Raw genomic sequence first — 18,879 nt, 5'->3', positions numbered from 1 at the left:
CCACCGGGACGATCGGGGCGCCGCCGCGTACTCCCTGTGATGAACACGAAGCCGACGGGAACGGAGACACGCGATGAAGAGGGCTGAAAAGGCGCTCAACCCGCTCCGCGATCCCCGGGACAAGCGGCTGCCGCGGGTGGCCGGGCCGTGTGTGCTCGTGCTGTTCGGCGTCACCGGTGATCTGTCCCGGAAGAAGCTGCTGCCTGCCATCTACGACCTCGCCAACCGGGGTCTGCTGCCGCCGGGTTTCTCGCTGGTCGGCTTCGCCCGCCGCGACTGGGCGCACCAGGACTTCCGGCAGCTCGCGCACGACGCGGTCAAGGAGCACGCCCGTACCCCGTTCCGCGAGGACGTCTGGAACCAGCTCGCCGAGGGCATCCACTTCGTGCCGGGCACGTTCGACGACCCGGGCGCGTTCGAGGCCCTGGCCATGGCGGTCAAGGAGCTGGACGAGCAGCGCGGCACCGGCGGCAACTACGCGTTCTACCTGTCGATCCCGCCGAAGTTCTTCCAGGATGTCGTCAAGCAGCTGCAGGCCAGCGGCCTGTCGCAGCCGTCGGAGGGTTCCTGGCGCCGCGTCGTGATCGAGAAGCCCTTCGGTCACGACCTGGCCAGCGCGCAGGAGCTCAACGCGATCCTGCACGAGGTCTTCCCCGAGGAGTCGATCTTCCGGATCGACCACTACCTCGGCAAGGAGACGGTGCAGAACATCCTGGCGCTGCGGTTCGCCAACAACCTGTTCGAGCCGATCTGGAACCGCTCCTACGTCGACCACGTGCAGATCACGATGGCCGAGGACATCGGCATCGGCGGCCGTGCCGGCTACTTCGACGGCGTCGGCACCGCGCGGGACGTCATCCAGAACCACCTGCTGCAGCTGCTGGCGCTGACCGCGATGGAAGAGCCGGTGTCGTTCGCGGCCGAGTCCGTGCGGGCGGAGAAGGCGAAGGTCCTGTCGGCCGTACGCCTGCCCAAGGACCTGGGCGCCTACACCGTGCGCGGGCAGTACGCCGCCGGCTGGCAGGGCGGGGTCAAGGTGCGCGGCTACCTCGAGGAGGAGGGCATCCCGCCGAACTCCCGTACCGACACCTACTCGGCGGTCCGTCTGGACGTCGACACGCGCCGCTGGGCGGGCGTGCCGTTCTACCTCCGGACCGGCAAGCGGCTGACCCGGCGCGCCACCGAGGTCGCGCTCATCTTCCAGCGCGCTCCGCACCTGCCGTTCGCCGTCACGGACACCGAGGAGCTCGGCGAGAACGCCCTGGTCATCCGCGTGCAGCCGGACGAGGGCGTCACCATGCGGTTCGGCTCGAAGGTCCCCGGCACCTCCATGGAGGTCCGGGATGTGAACATGGACTTCGACTACGGCGAGTCGTTCACCGAGTCCTCCCCCGAGGCGTACGAGCGCCTGCTGCTCGACGTGCTCATCGGCGACCCGCCGCTGTTCCCCCGCCAGGAGGAGGTCGAGCTGTCCTGGGAGATCCTCGACCCGATCGAGGAGTACTGGGACAAGCACGGCAAGCCCGAGCCGTACAAGTCGGGCGGCTGGGGGCCGAAGGCCGCGGACGAGATGATGGCCCGCGACGGCCGGGCGTGGAGGCGACTCTGATGAACATCGATCTCACCAACACCACCACCCGGAAGATCCAGGACGCGCTGAGCGCGGCCCGGCACCGGATGGGCGGGCCGGCCACGGGCAAGGTCCTGACCCTCGTGATCTACACCGACGAGGCCGCGCAGTACGACGCCGTCCGCGCCTCCACCGAGGCCGCCCGTGAGCACCCGTGCCGGATCATCGGGGTCATCGCCCGCGGTTCCAACGGGGAACCCCGGCTCGACGCCGAGGTCCGCGTCGGTGAAACCGGGCCCGGCGAGACCGTGATCCTGCGGCTGTACGGCCAGCTCATCGAGCACTCCGACTCGGTGGTGCTGCCGCTTCTGGTGCCGGACACGCCCGTCGTGACCTGGTGGCCCGGGGTGGCTCCGCGCAAGCCCGCCGAGGAGCCGCTCGGCGCGCTCGCCCAGCGCCGCGTCACCGACGCCAGGGGAAGTACCGACCCGATCGGCACGCTGACCCGGCTGGCCGAGGGGTACGAGCCCGGCGACACCGACCTCGCCTGGACCCGTATCACCCCGTGGCGCTCGCTGCTGGCCGCGATCCTCGACCAGCCGCGCGAGGACATCGTCGGGGCGACCGTCGAGGCCGAGCCGCAGAACCCGAGCGCCGCGCTGCTCGCCGCGTGGCTGTCGGTGCGTCTCGCCATCCCGTGCGCCGTGACCGAGTCGCACGGGCCGGGCATCACCGCCGTGCGCCTCACCACGACCAACGGCGGTGATGTCGCGATCACCCGTCCCGACGGCCGCGTGGCGACGCTGTCCCGGCCCGACCAGCCGGACCGTCAGGTCGCGCTGCACCGGCGGCCGACGTCGGAGCTCTTGGCGGAAGAGCTGCGCCGCCTCGACCCGGACGAGGTCTACCGCGAGGCCGTCCTGCGGTGCGCCAAGGGTCTCGATACGCCCGCCGAGGCCGCCGCTCCGGCGACGGCGCCGGCCGCGGCGAAGGCCCCGCGCGGAGCCGCGAGGGGCAAGAAGTCGTGACCGCGCCGTCCGTGCTGGTCCACCAGGACCAGTCCCTGCTCGCCAAGGCCGTCGCCGCCCGCCTGGTGACCCGTCTCGTCGACGTCCAGGCGGCCCGCGGCGGGGCGCACCTCGTCCTGACCGGCGGCGGCGTCGGCACGGCGGTGCTGGAGGAGATCGCGGCCACCCCGGCCCGGGACGCCGTCGACTGGGGGCACCTGGACGTCTGGTGGGGCGACGAGCGCTACGTGTCAACGGGTGACGAGGAGCGCAACGAGACCGGCGCGCGCAAGGCCCTGCTCGACCACGTCGACGTCGACCCGAAGCGCGTGCACGCCATGCCGTCGTCCGACTCGGGCCTGAGCCCGGAGGACGCGGCGGAGCAGTACGCCGCCGAGCTGCGGGCCGCGACCCGCCCGGAGGACCACGGGGTCGTCCCGTCGTTCGACGTGCTGATGCTCGGCCTGGGCCCGGACTCCCATGTGGCCTCGCTGTTCCCCGGCATGCCCGCGCTCTACGAGGAGGAGCGCCCGGTGGTGGCCGTGCGCGGCGCGCCGAAGCCGCCGCCGACCCGCCTCTCCCTGACCCTGCCGTCGATCCACACGGCGCGCGAGGTCTGGATCATCGCGGCGGGCGAGTCCAAGGCCGGCGCCGTCCGCCTCGCGCTGTCCGACGCCGGCCCGGTGCAGGTTCCCGGCGCGGGTGCCCGTGGTCGGCAGGGCACGCTGTTCCTGCTCGACCGGGCGGCCGCGAGCCAGCTGCCGCCCGAGCTCGGCCGCATCGCCTCGCCGTGAGGCTCCTGGGGGGCTCTCGTCCGGTCTCACCCGGGCGAGAGCCCGCCCTCGCCGCTCCCGGCCTCAGCGGGATGAGGGCCCCGCATCGGCCGATCGGCGCAGCAGCGTGATCATGCGCCAGGCCTCGGCGGCCTCCAGCGATACGCCGGGGTCGAAGTCGCCGTACTGCGCCTCGACCGTGAGACCGCCCGCGAGACGAAGGGCCGCGTCCAGCTCGGTCGCCGTCCAGAAGCGGTAGGGCACGACGCCCTGGATCACTTCGCCGCCGTCGATCGCGATCGTCACGTGGTCGTTGACGATCTGCGTGATCGGGTCCATCTCGTCCGACGGATCGCCCCACCGGACGCGGGCGCTGACGCCGTCCTTCTCCACGGTCCACGCCGCCGAGACCCGGGGCGTCTCGCTCAGCCGGTCGGCCGGGTGGCTCATCTCGATCACCGCGAGCCCGTCCTCGGCGAGGTGCTCCGCGACGCACCGCAGGTACGCCACGAAGGCGTCCAGCGTCATCAGGTGCGCCGTCGAGTCGAGCATGGTGATGACCAGGTCGAAGCGGCGCCCGAGCCGGAAGCCGGTCATGTCGGCCTCGACGACCTCCAGGGGCAGCCCGCTCCCCCGCTCACGGGCGTAGTCGCACATCGCCGGGCTGAGGTCCAGAGCGGTCGCCGCCACACCGCGGCGGGCGAACTCGCGGGCGTGCTCCGCCGGGCCGGCCGCCAGCTCCAGAACGTTCCGCGCGTCCCCGGCCCAGCGCCGCAGCACGTCGACCTCGCTGCCGACGTCACGGAACGAACAGGCCAGCTCGTACGCCCAGGGATGGTCGTAGATCACGGGTTCCATGCTCCCAGAGCCGCGATGGTGATCCGTGCGGGGCCGGACTCTGGTCTGACTGGATGGGATGAGCCGGGGCAGGCTCGCAGGTTTCCTTAAGGATCCGTGATGTTACATAGCGGTCACTCGAGGGTGTCGAGCTGCTGCGGTTGCTCACGATGGCGAAAGCGGGGTGCACTCGATGGCGCTTAGCCGACAGACGGTCGACGCCCTGATGAGCTGACCTCGCTCGGATTTTCGAATCACCGAGCGGACCGCCGATACGGATCGCTACTGTGCGTACATGCTTGGTCGCGTGTCGTCCGGTCGTGTCGTATGAGCCGCAAGCTTGCGTTGGCCGCCGGTCAGGTGGCCCGGACCGCGGCCGCCCGCGTTCTCCTGCGCGGTGGGGTGGATGAGAAGACCGGAGAGGCTCTGACGGCTCGGGCGGTGGCCGAGCGGGTGGGCTGGGCCGCGGACCTGGTTGCGGCGATGACCGCCGACCTGCTGGCCGGGCACTGGAATGCCGATGATGGGGCCGTGCTGGCCGGTGGGGTGGATGAGGCGGACCGCGTCTTGCCGTCGAACGCGTGGATGGCGTTGCGGAGGCTGGGCTGGGGCGTGACCGTGCCCGATGGGGTGCGGGTCAATGACCGGATCGTGCGGATGGCTCAAGAACAGGCCGGACGGATGCTGCGTGGTGCGCGGCACCGCGCCGAGATGATCGTCGGGATCCTCAAAACCTGGCCCGCCGACTCGACCAAGCGCACACCGGCCGAATGGGACGCCGTCCGCGAGGCGATCCCCGATGGCCGGTCTCTGCCCAGCAGCGTGATCAAAGCGCACACGAGGCAGATCACCGCGTTCGTCAACGACTATGGGCGGTTTCCGGTCGATGTGTTCGAGTTGGAGGATGCGCCGTACGCGGCGCGGATGCTGGTGCTGGCCGCGGTGGACCGGCAGCAGGCCACCCTGGAACGCGCCGAGGACAACCCAGCCAGGGTGTTACTGCGGCTGCAACTGCCCACCCGCCCAGACCCGCGCTCGTACGCCGACTGGACCTGGGTGGCCTGCCCGATCACGCTGCCGCCCACCGTCCCGCCCGACACGGTGCTGCACCTGCCCACACTCCGCCCCCAGGGCAAGAAAGTACACGCGGACCTGGCGTTCTCCTATCCCGTCCCCAAGACCGAACGGAAGGGTCACACGACGGCGCTGGGGGTGGACTGGGGCCTGAACACCCTGCTCAGTGCCGGGGCCTGCCGGTTGCAGTCCGACGGCAGCATCACCGCACTCGGGGCCGGGGCGATGTTCCGAGCCGGTGGGGTGATGGCCCGCCAGCACCGGCTGCGCCGCCACGGCGAACACCTGCACGCCAAAACCGACACCTACGCCCGCCTCATCGGCGGCGACCAGGGCCACGCCTTGGCCGTCAAGCACGCCGCTTTGAAGACCGAGAGCGAGCACGTGGCCGATCGACGGTCAGGTCTGAACGACGCACTCGCCTGGTCGGCTGCCCGGTGGGTGGTGGATCAGGCGATCGCCGCGGGCGCGAGTGTGATCTATGTGGAGGATCTGCGGTCGATGGAGGCCAAAGGCATGGGCCGCACCCTCAACACCCGCCTGTCCCAAGCCGTGCGCGGGCAGATCGTCGGAAACATGCGGCACCTGGCCGCCGAAGCCGGCATCGCCGTCGTCACCGTCCCCGCCCGCAACACCTCCAAGCACTGCCCACAGTGCCTGCTGCCGCTGCGGCACTGCAAGGCCCCCGACCGCCCCACCGCACCCGGATGGAAATGGGCGATCTGCCCCAACCCCGACTGTGGCTGGCAAGGCGACCGCGACCACGGCGCATGGCGCCGCATCGCCGCCCGCGGCCTCACCCACCAGCACAACACCACCGTCGACCGCGCCACCGGCCAGATGGCCATCCCCCGCGTGGTCGACAAACTTGAAGCGAGCGCGGTCATCACCCCGACCGCCGCCCCTCAAGCCAGCGGGGAGGACCGGTCCAAGACCGGACCCACCCCGCGCCGAACCCCACGCCCCGCGCCCAGGCGACGCAGGGCACCCTCCACCCCCGGCCCCAACAGGCCCGCGGGTCAGCGTCCGGAGGGACACGCTCACACGGACCCCAGACCGCCCCGCGCGGCCTGCCGGTACCAGGGCGTGCGCACCACTATCGTGCACACGATCAGCTCAACCACCCCCACCAGCCGGGACCGACCACGGCACCGACCCAAAGGAGCGGCACTGGGCGCAGGCTTCCACCTGCACGCCCACGCCACCCCACTACGATGGGCAGATCCCCCAGTCACAACACTCAACATGACTACGGATCTCTAAGCTGATCAGAGACGCTCTCGCCGACGTGGCCCGGGTCGGGCCGTACTTCTCCGTCGCCATTGACCCCGACGTCGCCGACCATCCGCTGTGGCGGCCGCTGACCGAACTGTACGGTCCTGCGCTGCCCGACCAGATCGCGGCCGTGCGGATGCGTCTCGGCACGTCCGAGGACCGGGTCGCGGCCTCCCTGCTGTTCCAGGGCGTCGCAGGCCGTCTCTGGTCGCCGGCGCTCGCCGCCGCCGTCGTCCACGGCCGCGTGCCGCACCTCGATCCGGCCCGTACCTACTGGCGAGCCGCCTCCCCCGGCCCGATCCTCCTCGCGACACCGGGCGCGCCGGCGCTTCCCGCGGATCCGGACACCTTCCGTCGGGTCGTGATCGAGGATCACCTGACGCCGCTGGTCGCCGCGGTCCGCGCGGTCACGCCGGTCGCGGAAGGCCTGCTGTGGGGCAACGCGGCGTCGGCCCTCGCCGGCGCGATGACGGTCGTCTCGCGGGCCCGCCCTCCGGTCTCCGGGACGGCGCTGCGGTTCGTCGAGGAGCTCCTGGCCGAGCCTCCATTGGCGGGAACCGGCGGCTTCGGCCGCTACGGTTTCCGCCGGCGGAGCTGCTGCCTGTACTACCGGGTGCCCGGCGGCGGCAAGTGCGGCGACTGCGCGCTCCTGTGACCTTGGCCCGGCTGGAACTCACCGGGGTCCTCCCCGGCTGCGATCGCCCCGACAACCTCCCCCGTCAGCATCGGCCCGCACTCCATGAAGGTCGCCCGAGAGCCGGACGATCCTGAGCGCCGCACCGCGTGCCGGGGGAAGCCGAGAAAGGGCGGGCCGTTGCGCCCGCCCTTTCACCAAGGCCGGTGGTTCAGCCGCTGACGCACCAGTAGATGCCCTTGTTCCTGACGGTCGGGTTGGCCACCTTGCTCGTGGCGCCGCGGGTGCCCTTCTTGGTGACGGTGTAGACCAGGTGGAAGTTCTTGTCGTAGACCGACCAGGTGTACGCGGTGAAGTTCCGGTACGACTTGACGGCGAACTTCCTCTTGAGGGCCTTGCTCTTGGTGCACTTCGGGCGGCTCTTGGTATTGAGCACCTTCCCGGTGTAGTTCGTGCTCCCGTAAAGGCAGAGCTGCTTGCTGGCGCAGCCGCTCGTCGCGGAGACCGTGCCCGCCTCCGCGGCGCCGCCGCTGAGAAGGGTCACGCCCGCCACCGCCGTGGCCGCCAGCAGTCCGGCTCCGTACTTGCTCAAGATCGCCAAGAAAGGCTCCTCGGTCGCAGGGGGTTAACGTCTCGCCCCCCTGAGTGATTCGGACCGGCCAATACTGCCGACAGCCCGCTCGGGGCGATAGAGCCTCTGGACCTAACTCTGATCACGTGCCCGCCCTGCGACGGCAGGCGCTCAGGCTCATTCGATGAGGTCAGCGCCCTCGCGGCCCGAGGGGTCCAGGCTCAGCAGATCCTCGTGGAGGCCGTCGAGTTGCCGCCCCGTCAATTCACCCTCGGGAGTGCTCTCCATCACGGCCCAGCCCGGGCTTCCCTCGGCCGCTTCGTCGTCACGCCCGAAGCAGATCATGTAGAGCAGGCCGAACGCCGTGTCGTAGGCCACGGACCGCGCCACCTTGACCAGGTCGTCGCGGTCCGTTCCCGTCTCGAGCAGCCGCGCGCCTGCCGGGAGGCGCTCCAACGCGCCCGACACCGCCCAGGCGTCTATCAGCCGTGGCCAGATATGACGCAGCACCAGGAAGCGCGCCAGTTGCGGAAAATCCTCCAGGATCTCTGACAGCGCGGCGTTCTCGGGTTCGAGCTCACCCGCCTCGGCGAACCGGTCGCGGAGACGTTCCGCCGCGGCGCGGTCCTCTTCGTTCATCACCGCCAGCGCTTCAGCCCAGGTGGGCCATGACGATATGGGCATTCGAGCAGCCTGCCACACCTCCATGAAGCCGTGGAGGCGGCCGTCACCTGACCGGTCGCCTCCGGGGGCGGCCGCGACGACCGCTCTGTCGCGTGCCGTGGGGGACGATCGGGAGTCGGCCCCCACGACGGCGAGGTGAAGCTCCAGAGCCCCGCTTACGCCGCGCGTGTGATTCGTCGGTCAGCGGTGTCCTGCGGGCCTGCGGCTAGGGGTTTTCGACGCCGATCCACTGGACGTACCACCCGCCCGAGATCGCGTCGGCGGGACTGATCGCATGCCCATCAGCCCACCGGATGAAAATGTCGAATCCCGTCGCGGCAGGGCTGTAAACGGAGCTGGTGCCCACAAGCCCGAACTGGTTTCCCACACCGGCGATGGAAGTCACGTAAATGGGCGTTCCGTTGAAGTGCGCGTCGGTGGTATCGACATGAATCTTAAGAGCGCCGGTGCCGCTCTGCTCCCAGCCCACCCCGGCTACCGTTCTCCCTGCCACGGTCCGATGCGCCGTCTGAAGCGACGGCGCGGCCTTGGAGGCGGCCTGGTCGACGACCGGATGACCCACGGCGTAGGCGTTCGTTCCCGTCAGGAGCGGGATGCCGAATGTCGCGACGGACAAGGCGACGGTCAGAGACTTCGCGATGGACATGTTTCTCCCCAGTCTGAGTCCCCGGTGGCCATGACCCCTGAGGGGCACTGTTCACGCGGTGCGATCAGCGCAAGTCATGCCCTCTGAGGACATAAACGATCGGCACGGATTGCGACCCGTCGAGTGACTCGTCGTGGCGAACAGCCGCCAAGTGGAGATCCTTCGACCTGCCAACGTGGTGTAGCCACGAGCGTCTTCCCCCATGAATCACCGCCGAGAACCGGTCGGCAATCCATGATCTGAGTTCAAGGAGACCAAATATTCGCCGCCACGCGAACAATAAGTATGAGGCTCCAGAAATCACCCGGGCGTGATATTCGCCGAGGCGGAATATGTCCGATATCGCGCAGGTGGACCGGGGTGACCGGATGGCGTGCGGCTACGGACGGGCCACTACGGCCTGGACAAGGCCGTAGGCGACCGCCTCATCGGCGGTCAGGAGGAGGTCCTGCCGGGCGTCCTCGCGGATCTCGTCGACCTCCCGGCCGGTCGTCTCGGCCAACCGGATGTAGAAGGCGTCGACCTGCCGCCGATGCTCCTCTTCGCGGGTGGCGACGTCCGTGGTGTCGCCCTGGAACGCCGCCCGGGGCTCGGTCAGCCGCAACGTCGCATGGGGCATCATCTCCCGTCGCCGTCCGGCGGCGAGCACGAGCAGGGGCGGGCCACCGGTCTGACCGGCGACCAGGACGCGCACCGGGCAGCCGAGGATTCCGATCGTGTCCGCGACGGCGAAGGCCGCCTCGGGTTCACCGTCCGGCGACCGCAGGTGCAACGTGACCGGCTCCTCTCCCGCCGCGTCGAGCATGACGAGCTTCCCGGTCAGCTCCGAGGCACGAGCGCCGTCGAGCGACCCGTTCGCGAGGATGATCCGATGATCGAACAGCCGGTCGGCGAGCGGATCGGCCGCATCCGGCTCACCCGGCCACGACCCCTCCCCCGGCAGGGGAGGTCCTCCCGGCCATGACGGCGGCGACGGCCCGTTCGGGTCGCCGGGGAACTCGGGCGGGAAAGACGGCATCGTCATCGGGCGCCCCCTCCGTACGGCTGCCTACGACGATATAGCCCGTCCGGCACCGTCTCGATCCGGCCCGGTCGGCCGGAGCCACTCCCACCCGGCACCGTCTCGATCCCGCCGCGCCCGCTGAAGCGCTCCCGCCCAGCCAGGCCACCCACCCGGCATCAGCTCGATCCCGCCGCGCCGGCTGAACCACTCCTGCCCGGCCGGGCCACCCGTCCGTGCTACCGTGCCGCTCCCGCCCGCGTCGGCTCGAGCGCCTCCGTACGGTCGGGGCCGAGCGCGATCCGTACGTCGAGCAGCCTCGGGTCCTCGGACCGCACGAATCGCCCGCCGAGGCCGCCGAGCAGGGCGCGCATGCGGGAGTTGTCGGCCAGCATGGTGGCGCGGACCTCGGCCAGGCCCTGCTCGTGCGCGACGGCCAGGAGACGGCGGGCCAGCGCCGCCCCGATGCCTCGGCCCTGCCAGCCATCCTCGACGAGGAATGCCAGCTCGCCGACGCCGGGGTCGAGCGTGTACATCAGGTGTGCGAGGGCGAGGATCGACCCGTCCGGGCCTTCGGCCGCCGTGGTCAGCCCGTGCGCGCGGTCGCAGAACACCCGCAGCAGCCGCTCCGGAATGCCGTGCCGCGCGCTGAAGTAGCGGCGGCGCCGGCTCTCGATCGAGCAGCGGGCGTGCATGTCCCGTACGGCGTCGGCGTCGAGGAGTGTCAGCGGCCGTACGGTGATCTCGGTGCCGTCGCCGAGGGTCAGGCGCTGCCGGGTGGGAGCCGGGCCGTGGGCCGGGAGCAGCGAGCGGACCAGGGCGTTGGCCCGGGCGATCTCCGTGAGCGTGAAGGGCAGCCCCTCCCGGTGCAGCAGGACCCCGCGCAGGTGCCCGACGGAGATCGTGATCGTCGCCGGATCGGGCTGCTCGTCGAGCGCGGCCGGGCCGGCCACCCACTCCGCGCTGCCGGCGCGCAGCAGCTCGGCGAGGATCTCCGGCAGGGCACGCGGGTTGGACCGGAGGCGTACGGCGAGGGAGAGCGCGCGGCTCGGCTCGTCGATGAGCTCGTGCGGGGTCGCCGGAACGACGCTGGTCCGGCGGCCCGCGGCGACCGCGACGGCGGCGGTGAGCGCCTCCGCGGTGGTCCCGGCGGGCACGTCCACGACGAACTCGTCCACCACGCCGTCCGTGTCGACCTGGACGGACAGGTCGAGGATGTTCGCCCCCTGCGCGGCCAGCGCGGCGGTCAGGACGGCCAGCCGGCCCGGCCGGTCGTCGATCTCGGTGCGTACGCGGAGCAGCGGCATATCATCCCCTTCGGCGGCTGAACGGGACCAGCGTGCCGCATCACTGTTACCGGGTCGCTACGCGATCGTTTCCGCCGGATCAGCGCTCTTTGGGACGAACACGACGAAGGCCCGGCGCCTCCGAGACGCCGGGCCCTCGTGATCGATGGCTGGTCAGGGCGTCGCGGCCCATCCCGGCATCGGGAAGCCGGCGAGCAGCTCGCGGATCTCCGTGGCGATCTTGGCGAGGACCGCCTCGTCGTCGGCGGCGGCGACGGCCTGGTCGATCGAGGCCGCGACGAACGGCATGTGCTCCTCGGTGAGGCCGCGCGTCGTGATCGCGGCGGTGCCGAGCCGGATGCCCGAGGGGTTCCACGGCTTGCGCGGGTCGAAGGGCACCGTGTTGAAGTTCAGCTCGATGCCGGCGCGGTCGAGCGCCTTGGCCGCCGGCTTGCCGCCGATGCCCTTGTCCGTGAGGTCGATGAGGACCAGGTGGTTGTCGGTGCCACCGGACACGAGGTCGAAGCCGTGGTCGGTCAGCGCGGCGGCGAGGGCCTGGGCGTTCGCGACGACCTGGCGGGCGTACGCCGCGAAGTCCTCCTGGGCGGCCTCCTTGAGCGCGACGGCGATCGCCGCGGTGGTGTGGTTGTGCGGGCCGCCCTGCAGACCGGGGAAGATCGCCTTGTCGATCGCGGTCGCGTGCTCCGCGGTCGTCATGATCATGGCGCCGCGCGGGCCGCGGAGGGTCTTGTGCGTGGTCGTGGTGATGACGTCGGCGTGCCCGACCGGCGACGGGTGGGCGCCGCCGGCGACGAGCCCGGCGATGTGCGCGATGTCGGCGGCGAGGACGGCGCCCACCTCACGGGCGATCTCGGCGAACGCCGGGAAGTCGATCGTCCGCGGGATCGCGGTGCCGCCGCAGAAGATCACCTTCGGCCGCTCCGCGCGGGCGAGGTCGCGCACCTGGTCCATGTCGACACGGCCGGTCTCGCGGCCGACGCCGTAGTGCACGGGGCGCAGCCACTTGCCGGAGATCGACACCGGCGACCCGTGCGTGAGGTGGCCGCCGTGGGCGAGCTCGAGCGACAGGAACGTGTCGCCCGGGTTCAGGAACGCCAGGTGCACGGCCAGGTTGGCGGGCGAGCCGGAGTACGGCTGGACGTTGGCGTGGTCGGCGCCGAACAGCTCGCGGGCGCGCGCCTGGGCAAGCTCCTCAATGGGGTCGACGACCTGCTGACCCTCGTAGTAACGCTTGCCCGGATAGCCCTCGGAGTACTTGTTGGTGAGGACGGAGCCGGTCGCCTCCAGCACCGCCGGCGAGACGTAGTTCTCCGAGGCGATGAGGCGGACCTTGTCGTGCTGGCGGCGGGCCTCGGCCTCGATGAGACCGGCCAGGTCAGGGTCGGTCGCGGTGAGATGGGACAGCGCTGGCTGGTGCATGGGGCCTCCAGAAGGGCTCGGCTCCCAGCACCCAGGCGCGCGGTGCCAGATCTTCTTCGCTCCCCGGTGGTGAACTCCACCTCATGCGCCAGTCACGGACCCCCATCGTACCGAAAGCGCCGCCGCGGCTCAGGGCGACAGGCCGGATCAGATCGCCGCGCCGAACACGCCGGATGCCGCCGTACCCGCTCATGCGATCGGGCCGGTGGCCGCCGAGGCGGTCACCGGGCCGATCACAAGAGCGATCTACAGCGTCAGTTCCGGACGCGCTGCATCGCGGCCGCGATCGCAGCACGCTCGGCACGCAGCTTGGCCAGAGCCTCCTCGAGGATGGCCTCGCCGTCGGCGTCGCTGCGCCGCTCCTTCACGTAGGCGAGATGCGTCTTGTAGGGCTCGTTACGCGGCGGCGCCGGCGGGTTCTCCGCGTCCTTGCCGGCGGGGAACCCGCACCGGGGGCAGTCCCACTGGTCGGGAACCGCGACGTCGGTCGCGAAACTCGGCCGGGACTCGTGCCGGTTCGCGCAGTAGAAGCTCACCCACACACGCGGGGCTGCTTCGCCACGCTCGGCCTCTCCCATCGGGCCAGCACCGACTCGGCTACCTCGAATAGCGTTGCCACTACCCACGGACTACTCCTCGCTTCCTTTGCCGCCGCGGCGAGGGGCGACGGCGTCAACACACTGCGGGTCTGGGCTGCTCAGCCGTGGTGGCCGTGCTTGAGCAGCAGACCCAGCGCGATGATCGCCACGAACCAGATGACGCCCGTGCCGATCGTGAGCCGGTCGAGGTTGCGCTCGACCACGGACGACCCCCCGAGCGACGAACTGATACCGCCGCCGAACAGATCCGACAGGCCGCCGCCCTTGCCCTTGTGCAGGAGGACGAGCAGCACCATCAGCGCGCTCGTGAGGATGAGCACGATGGAAGTTGCGATGATCACAGCAGCCCAGCGCTTTCGTGATTCACCCCGCTGGTCGCGGGGAATGTTCTCGTGTTCAGGTCATCCGTTACCGAGGGTACGACGTTCTACCGCGTGGTTCAGCAGAAACGCGCAGTCTGATGCGCTAGATCACACCGGCAGCTCGCGATACCTGCAGATCTTGACGAACTCCCCCGCGTCCAGGCTCGCTCCGCCGACGAGCGCTCCGTCGATGTCCGGCTTCGCCATGATCCCGGCGATGTTGCCGCCCTTGACGGAGCCCCCGTAGAGCACGCGGACCTGCTCGGCGAGATCTCCACTGTACAGCTCGGCCAGCCGCTTCCGGATCGCGCCGCACACCTCCTGCGCGTCTTCGGGCGTCGCGACCTCGCCGGTGCCGATCGCCCAGACCGGCTCGTAGGCGATCACGACGCGCTGCGCCTGCTCGGCGGGGACCTTCTGCAGGCCGCCCTCGACCTGGGAGAGCGTGTGGGACAGGTGCTCGCCCGCCTTGCGGACCTCCAGGCCCTCACCGACGCACAGGATCGGCGTCAGATCGTGCTTGAGGGCCTGCTTCACCTTGGCGTTGACGAGCGCGTCGTCCTCGTGGTGGTACTCCCGGCGCTCGGAGTGCCCGGCCAGGACGTACGTGCAGCCGAGCTTCTCGAGCATCAGCCCCGAGATCTCTCCCGTGTAGGCGCCCTTCTCGTGGGCCGAGACGTCCTGCGCGCCGTACGTCAGCTCGAGCTTGTCGGCGTCCACCAGCATCTGCATGCTGCGGATGAAGGTGAACGGCGGCAGCAGCGCGACGTCCACCGCCTCGTAGTCGGCCTCCCTGAGGCCGAAGGCGATCTTCTGGACGTGCGCGATGCCCTCGAAGTGCGTGAGGTTCATCTTCCAGTTGCCCGCCATCAGCGGCTTGCGCTGCGGCGTTGCGGGTTTGGCGGCCACGTTCAGTCCTCCAGGACGGCCAGGCCGGGCAGCGTCTTGCCCTCGAGGTACTCGAGGCTCGCGCCGCCACCGGTCGAGATGTGGGAGAAGCCGTCCTCGGGGAGGCCCAGCTTGCGTACGGCCGCGGCCGAGTCGCCGCCGCCGACCACGGTGAACGCCTTGGACGCGATCAGCGCCTCGGCCACCGCGCGGGTGCCGCCGGCGAAGGCGTCGAACTCGAAGACGCCCATCGGGCCGTTCCAGAAGACGGTGGCCGCGTCGGCGAGCTTGCTCGCGAACAGCTCACGGGTGCGCGGGCCGATGTCCAGGCCCTCCCGGTCGGCCGGGATGGCGGTCGCGTCGACGGCCTCGTGCGGCGCGTCGGGGGCGAACTCGGTGGCGGCCAGCACGTCGACCGGCAGGACGAGGTCGACGTCGCGCTTGCGCGCCTCCTCGATGAACCCGCGGACCTGATCGAGCTGGTCCTCCTGCAGCAGCGACTTCCCGACCTCGTACCCCTGGGCCTTGAGGAAGGTGTACGCCATGCCGCCGCCGATGATCAGCCGGTCGACCTTGCCGAGGAGGTTCGCGATGACCCCGAGCTTGTCAGAGACCTTGGCGCCGCCCAGCACGACGACGTACGGCCGGGCGGGCTCGCCGGTGAGGCGGCGCAGCACCTCGACCTCGGCGGCGATGAGGCCGCCGGCCGCGTGCGGAAGCCGCTGCGGCACGTCGTAGACGCTGGCGTGCTTGCGGTGCACGGCGCCGAAGCCGTCGCCGACGTACAGCTCGGCGAACGCGGCCAGGCGGTCGGCGAACGCGCCGCGCTCGGCGTCGTCCTTGCTGGTCTCGCCGGCCTCGAAGCGGAGGTTCTCCAGGAGGGCGACCTCGCCGTCCTGGAGCGCGTCGACCGTGGCCTGCGCGGATTCGCCGACGGTGTCGGTGGCGAAGCGGACCTCGCGGCCCAGCAGCTCGCCCAGCCGCTTCGCGACGGGGGCGAGGGAGAACTCCGGCTTCACCTGCCCCTTGGGGCGGCCGAGGTGAGCGCACACGATGACGCGGGCGCCCTGGTCGGCGAGCTTGGTGATGGTCGGGACGCTGGCCCGGATCCGGCCGTCGTCCCCGATCACGCCGTCCTGCAGCGGGACGTTGAGGTCCGAGCGGACCAGCACCCGCCTGCCGCGCACGTCGCCGAGATCGTCGATCGTGGACATGCTCATTGATCGCACTCCTGGTCGTGTTGGAACGAGCGCAGCAGGCCTACCGCCTGCTGCGCTCGTTCGTGTCGCCGTTGCCGGGCCGGGCGGGCCCTATGGCTCGGTCAGAGCCGCGAGCCCACCAGCTTGGTGATGTCGACGAGCCGGTTGGAGTAGCCCCACTCGTTGTCGTACCAGCCGACGACCTTGACCTGGTCACCGATCACCTTGGTGAGCCCGGAGTCGAAGATGCAGGACGCCGGGTCGGTGACGATGTCGGAGGAGACGATCGGGTCCTCGGTGTAGGTGAGGATGCCGCGCAGCGGGCCCTCGGCCGCCTCGCGCAGCGCCGCGTTGACCTCCTCGACGCTGGTCTCGCGGCCGACCGTGACGGTGAGGTCGGTCGCCGAGCCGGTCGGCACCGGGACGCGCAGCGCGTAGCCGTCGAGCTTGCCCTTCAGCGCCGGCAGGACGAGACCGATGGCCTTGGCGGCGCCCGTGCTGGTCGGCACGATGTTGATGGCGGCGGCGCGGGCGCGGCGGAGGTCCTTGTGCGGGCCGTCCTGGAGGTTCTGGTCCTGGGTGTAGGCGTGGATCGTGGTCATCAGACCACGCTCGATGCCGAAGGTGTCGTGGATGACCTTCGCCATCGGGCCCAGGCAGTTGGTGGTGCAGGACGCGTTGGAGATGACGGTGTGCAGCTCCGGGTCGTAGGCGTCGTCGTTCACGCCCATGACGATCGTGACGTCCTCGTTCTTGGCCGGCGCGGAGATGATGACCTTCTTCGCGCCGTTCTCGACGTGCACCTTCGCCTTGTTGGCGTCGGTGAACAGGCCGGTCGACTCGATGACGACGTCGACGCCCAGGTCGCCCCACGGCAGGTTGGCGGGGTCGCGCTCGGCGAAGGCCTTGATGGTCTTGCCGCCCACGGTGATCTCGTCCGCGCCGGCCTTCACCTCTTCGGCGAGCCGGCCGAGGATGCTGTCGTACTTGAGCAGGTGAGCGAGCGTGGCGTTGTCGGTGAGGTCGTTGACCGCCACGACCTCGACGTCGCCACCGGCGGCGTTCAGCGCTCGCCAGAAGTTGCGGCCGATGCGGCCGAAGCCGTTAACGCCAACCCGGATGGTCACGGCACCGATCTCCTCATACTTCGTCCCCGGACGTCACCGGGGGCCTGTGAATCTGACGTGTGCTCTCAGGTCGACCCTACCGAACCCGGTGTGATGTCTCTGTAACCACCGGGCCGTAGCGACCGGTCCGCCGCCCTGCCGGGAGCCAACATCCGATGGCGGGCGGCGGACCAGGGAAATCGTATTTGGTCTAGACCTAATGGTCTAGACCAAATCGATACAGAAGAGGGACTTCGTCCAAAGTGACCGCGTCACGTGGCCGTCACGTGCCGGATACGAGGGCAGTGCCGCTGTTCTACGAGCCAGTCGCCTCGTGGTCGGGGAGCGCCGCCGCCGGGGCGGTCCGGGTCGCCGGGCGCATGGTCAGGATCAGTACGGCCGACCCGGCGAAGATGACCGCGGCGACGACGCCGGTGACGTGCAGGCTCGCGGTGAACGCCTCCCGCGCGGAGTGCAGCAGTTCCGCGCCCTGGCCGGCGGGAAGGTGCCGGCCGGCGGCGACCGCGCCGGCCAGCGAGTCGGACGTGCCGCCCATCCGGCTCCGGTAGACCACCGCGGCCAGCAGGCCGAGCAGCGCGAAGCCGAGCGAACCGCCGAAGTAGTTGCCGGTCTCCGACATCGACGCCGCCGAGCCGGCGCGCTCCGGCGGTACGGACCCGACGACCAGCCCGGTGCCCAGCGCGAACAGCGGGCCGGTGCCCAGCGCCAGTACGGCAATGCCGATCATCACCAGCGGCAGGGCGCCCGCGCCGTCGACGCCGACCAGCAGCAGGCTGCCCAGCGCCGACCCCGCCAGCCCGCCGGCGATCGCGGTCGTCCGCCTCATCCGCCGGGCCAGCGCCGGCGCGGCCATGGTGCCGGCCGCCACGCCCAGGCCCATCGGCGCGAACAGCACCGCCGACACGACCGGCGAGAAGCCCAGCACGCTCTGCAGGTACTGGGTCACCAGCAGGCCCGTACCGGCCATGGCGACGCCGGCGAAGACCAGCGCGACGAGTACGGCCGTGAACGGGCGGTTGCGGAACAGCCGCAGGTCCAGCAGCGGCGTCTCCAGCCGCAGCTGCCGGCGTACGAACAGGAATCCGATGGCCGCGCCGGCGACGAGGGCCACCGCCGGCACGACCGGCACGCTCTCGACGGCCAGCTGCTTGATGCCGTAGATCATCAAGAGCACCGCCACGAGCGACAGCCCGACGCTCGTCAGGTCCGGCCGGCCGGCCTGGTCGCTGCGGAACTCCGGCAGCAGGACCGGCCCGGCGAGCACCAGCAGCACCATCGCCGGTACCGCGGCCAGGAACACCGATCCCCACCAGAAGTGCTGGAGCAGGAGGCCGGCGAGCACGGGCCCGAGCGCGCCTCCGGTGAACTGGCAGGTCGCCCAGATCGCGATGGCCTTCCCGCGCTGTCGTTCGTCGCGGAACATGTTGGTGAGCAAGGCGAGAGTGGACGGCGCCAGGGTCGCGCCGGCGACGCCCAGCAGCGCACGCGCGACGATCAGCATCAGCGGGCTGACCGCGAAGGCGGCCACGACCGACAGCACCGCGAAGGCCGCCGCACCGATCATCAGCAGCCGCCGGCGGCCGATCCGGTCGCCGAGCGTGCCCATCGTGATGACCAGGCCGGCCACCATGAGTCCGTAGCCGTCACTGATCCACAGCTGCTGGACGTTGGTGGCGCCCAGGTCGGAGCTCAGCCGTGGGAGCGCGAGGAGCAGCGCCGTCATGTCCATCGCGACGAGGAATGTCGGCAGCATGAGGAGGGCCGCTCCCGGCCACGCCCGGTTGATCCGCATATCGAAGCTCTCTGTTCTCTCGACTCTCTCGACGTTTCGCCGGTTGGTCGGAGTGGCCGAGGGCTTCTTGACATCGGTACGGGAAGAAGACCATGCGAAAGTTCGGGCGGGGGAT

General features: G+C 70.7%; 18 protein-coding genes and 1 riboswitch. Of the genes, 5 read left to right on the top strand and 13 right to left on the bottom strand.

Annotated features, from left to right (window positions below):
• The first annotated feature begins 73 nt into the window (after positions 1-73).
• From zwf to pgl, 3 genes are read left to right on the top strand one after another with little or no spacing between them, the layout of a single operon-like run.
• Entirely contained in the window at positions 74-1,609 is a 1,536-nt protein-coding gene (zwf, locus tag ABEA24_RS34790) for a glucose-6-phosphate dehydrogenase (protein ID WP_345436345.1), read from the top strand.
• Entirely contained in the window at positions 1,609-2,598 is a 990-nt protein-coding gene (locus tag ABEA24_RS34785) for a glucose-6-phosphate dehydrogenase assembly protein OpcA (protein WP_345436343.1), read from the top strand. Before zwf ends, ABEA24_RS34785 begins: the two co-directional genes overlap by 1 nt.
• Positions 2,595-3,371 (top strand): 6-phosphogluconolactonase, encoded by a 777-nt coding sequence (gene pgl / locus ABEA24_RS34780; protein WP_345436341.1) that lies wholly within the window; start codon positions 2,595-2,597, stop codon positions 3,369-3,371. The genes ABEA24_RS34785 and pgl overlap by 4 nt, the downstream gene beginning before the upstream one ends.
• Positions 3,372-3,434: 63 nt before the next feature.
• Here pgl and ABEA24_RS34775 read toward each other — a convergent pair whose 3' ends face one another.
• Positions 3,435-4,208 carry a class I SAM-dependent methyltransferase gene (locus ABEA24_RS34775; protein WP_345436339.1) on the bottom strand — a complete coding sequence of 258 codons (774 nt, stop codon included), beginning with the start codon at positions 4,206-4,208 and terminating at the stop codon, positions 3,435-3,437.
• A 306-nt stretch (positions 4,209-4,514) separates the two neighbouring features.
• On the opposite strand from ABEA24_RS34775, the gene ABEA24_RS34770 reads away from it, so the two are divergent.
• Entirely contained in the window at positions 4,515-6,524 is a 2,010-nt protein-coding gene (locus ABEA24_RS34770; protein ID WP_345436337.1) for a zinc ribbon domain-containing protein, read from the top strand.
• A gap of 25 nt (positions 6,525-6,549) precedes the next feature.
• On the top strand, positions 6,550-7,191 hold the full coding sequence (locus tag ABEA24_RS34765; protein WP_345436335.1) for a (2Fe-2S)-binding protein: 642 nt from the start codon (positions 6,550-6,552) through the stop codon (positions 7,189-7,191).
• Between the two features lie 190 nt (positions 7,192-7,381).
• Here ABEA24_RS34765 and ABEA24_RS34760 read toward each other — a convergent pair whose 3' ends face one another.
• The 12 genes from ABEA24_RS34760 to ABEA24_RS34705 all read right to left on the bottom strand — a co-directional run bounded on the left by ABEA24_RS34760 (position 7,382) and on the right by ABEA24_RS34705 (position 18,764).
• Positions 7,382-7,771 (bottom strand): peptidase inhibitor family I36 protein, encoded by a 390-nt coding sequence (locus ABEA24_RS34760; RefSeq protein ID WP_345436333.1) that lies wholly within the window; start codon positions 7,769-7,771, stop codon positions 7,382-7,384.
• 147 nt (positions 7,772-7,918) lie between these two features.
• Positions 7,919-8,380, bottom strand: coding sequence for a hypothetical protein (locus tag ABEA24_RS34755; RefSeq protein ID WP_345436331.1), 462 nt, complete (start codon positions 8,378-8,380; stop codon positions 7,919-7,921).
• 250 nt (positions 8,381-8,630) lie between these two features.
• Positions 8,631-9,071 carry a hypothetical protein gene (locus ABEA24_RS34750; protein WP_345436329.1) on the bottom strand — a complete coding sequence of 147 codons (441 nt, stop codon included), beginning with the start codon at positions 9,069-9,071 and terminating at the stop codon, positions 8,631-8,633.
• A gap of 379 nt (positions 9,072-9,450) precedes the next feature.
• Positions 9,451-10,095 (bottom strand): ClpP family protease, encoded by a 645-nt coding sequence (locus ABEA24_RS34745; protein WP_345436327.1) that lies wholly within the window; start codon positions 10,093-10,095, stop codon positions 9,451-9,453.
• Between the two features lie 215 nt (positions 10,096-10,310).
• Positions 10,311-11,378 carry a GNAT family N-acetyltransferase gene (locus ABEA24_RS34740; protein ID WP_345436325.1) on the bottom strand — a complete coding sequence of 356 codons (1,068 nt, stop codon included), beginning with the start codon at positions 11,376-11,378 and terminating at the stop codon, positions 10,311-10,313.
• 153 nt (positions 11,379-11,531) lie between these two features.
• Positions 11,532-12,797: a serine hydroxymethyltransferase gene (locus ABEA24_RS34735; protein ID WP_345436323.1), complete on the bottom strand. Its 1,266-nt coding sequence runs from the start codon at positions 12,795-12,797 to the stop codon at positions 11,532-11,534.
• 22 nt (positions 12,798-12,819) lie between these two features.
• Positions 12,820-12,903: riboswitch (ZMP/ZTP riboswitch) on the bottom strand.
• 148 nt (positions 12,904-13,051) lie between these two features.
• Positions 13,052-13,423 (bottom strand): RNA polymerase-binding protein RbpA, encoded by a 372-nt coding sequence (locus ABEA24_RS34730; protein ID WP_345436321.1) that lies wholly within the window; start codon positions 13,421-13,423, stop codon positions 13,052-13,054.
• 71 nt (positions 13,424-13,494) lie between these two features.
• The gene (secG, locus tag ABEA24_RS34725; RefSeq protein WP_345436319.1) at positions 13,495-13,737 is read right to left on the bottom strand and encodes a preprotein translocase subunit SecG; all 243 of its coding nucleotides are present in this window, start codon (positions 13,735-13,737) and stop codon (positions 13,495-13,497) included.
• Positions 13,738-13,866: 129 nt separating this feature from the next.
• Positions 13,867-14,628 (bottom strand): triose-phosphate isomerase, encoded by a 762-nt coding sequence (gene tpiA, locus ABEA24_RS34720; RefSeq protein WP_345436882.1) that lies wholly within the window; start codon positions 14,626-14,628, stop codon positions 13,867-13,869.
• A gap of 41 nt (positions 14,629-14,669) precedes the next feature.
• Positions 14,670-15,860 (bottom strand): phosphoglycerate kinase, encoded by a 1,191-nt coding sequence (locus ABEA24_RS34715; protein ID WP_345436879.1) that lies wholly within the window; start codon positions 15,858-15,860, stop codon positions 14,670-14,672.
• Positions 15,861-15,967: 107 nt separating this feature from the next.
• Positions 15,968-16,972, bottom strand: coding sequence for a type I glyceraldehyde-3-phosphate dehydrogenase (gap, locus tag ABEA24_RS34710; protein ID WP_345436317.1), 1,005 nt, complete (start codon positions 16,970-16,972; stop codon positions 15,968-15,970).
• Positions 16,973-17,267: 295 nt separating this feature from the next.
• The gene (locus ABEA24_RS34705; RefSeq protein WP_345436315.1) at positions 17,268-18,764 is read right to left on the bottom strand and encodes an MFS transporter; all 1,497 of its coding nucleotides are present in this window, start codon (positions 18,762-18,764) and stop codon (positions 17,268-17,270) included.
• Positions 18,765-18,879: the final 115 nt, after the last annotated feature.

Source organism: Actinoallomurus vinaceus (genome assembly GCF_039542055.1).
GTDB classification, from domain to species: Bacteria; Actinomycetota; Actinomycetes; order Streptosporangiales; family Streptosporangiaceae; genus Actinoallomurus; species Actinoallomurus vinaceus.
The sequence above is the reverse complement of the archived record's forward strand: the minus strand, read 5'-3'. Positions and strand labels throughout refer to the sequence as shown.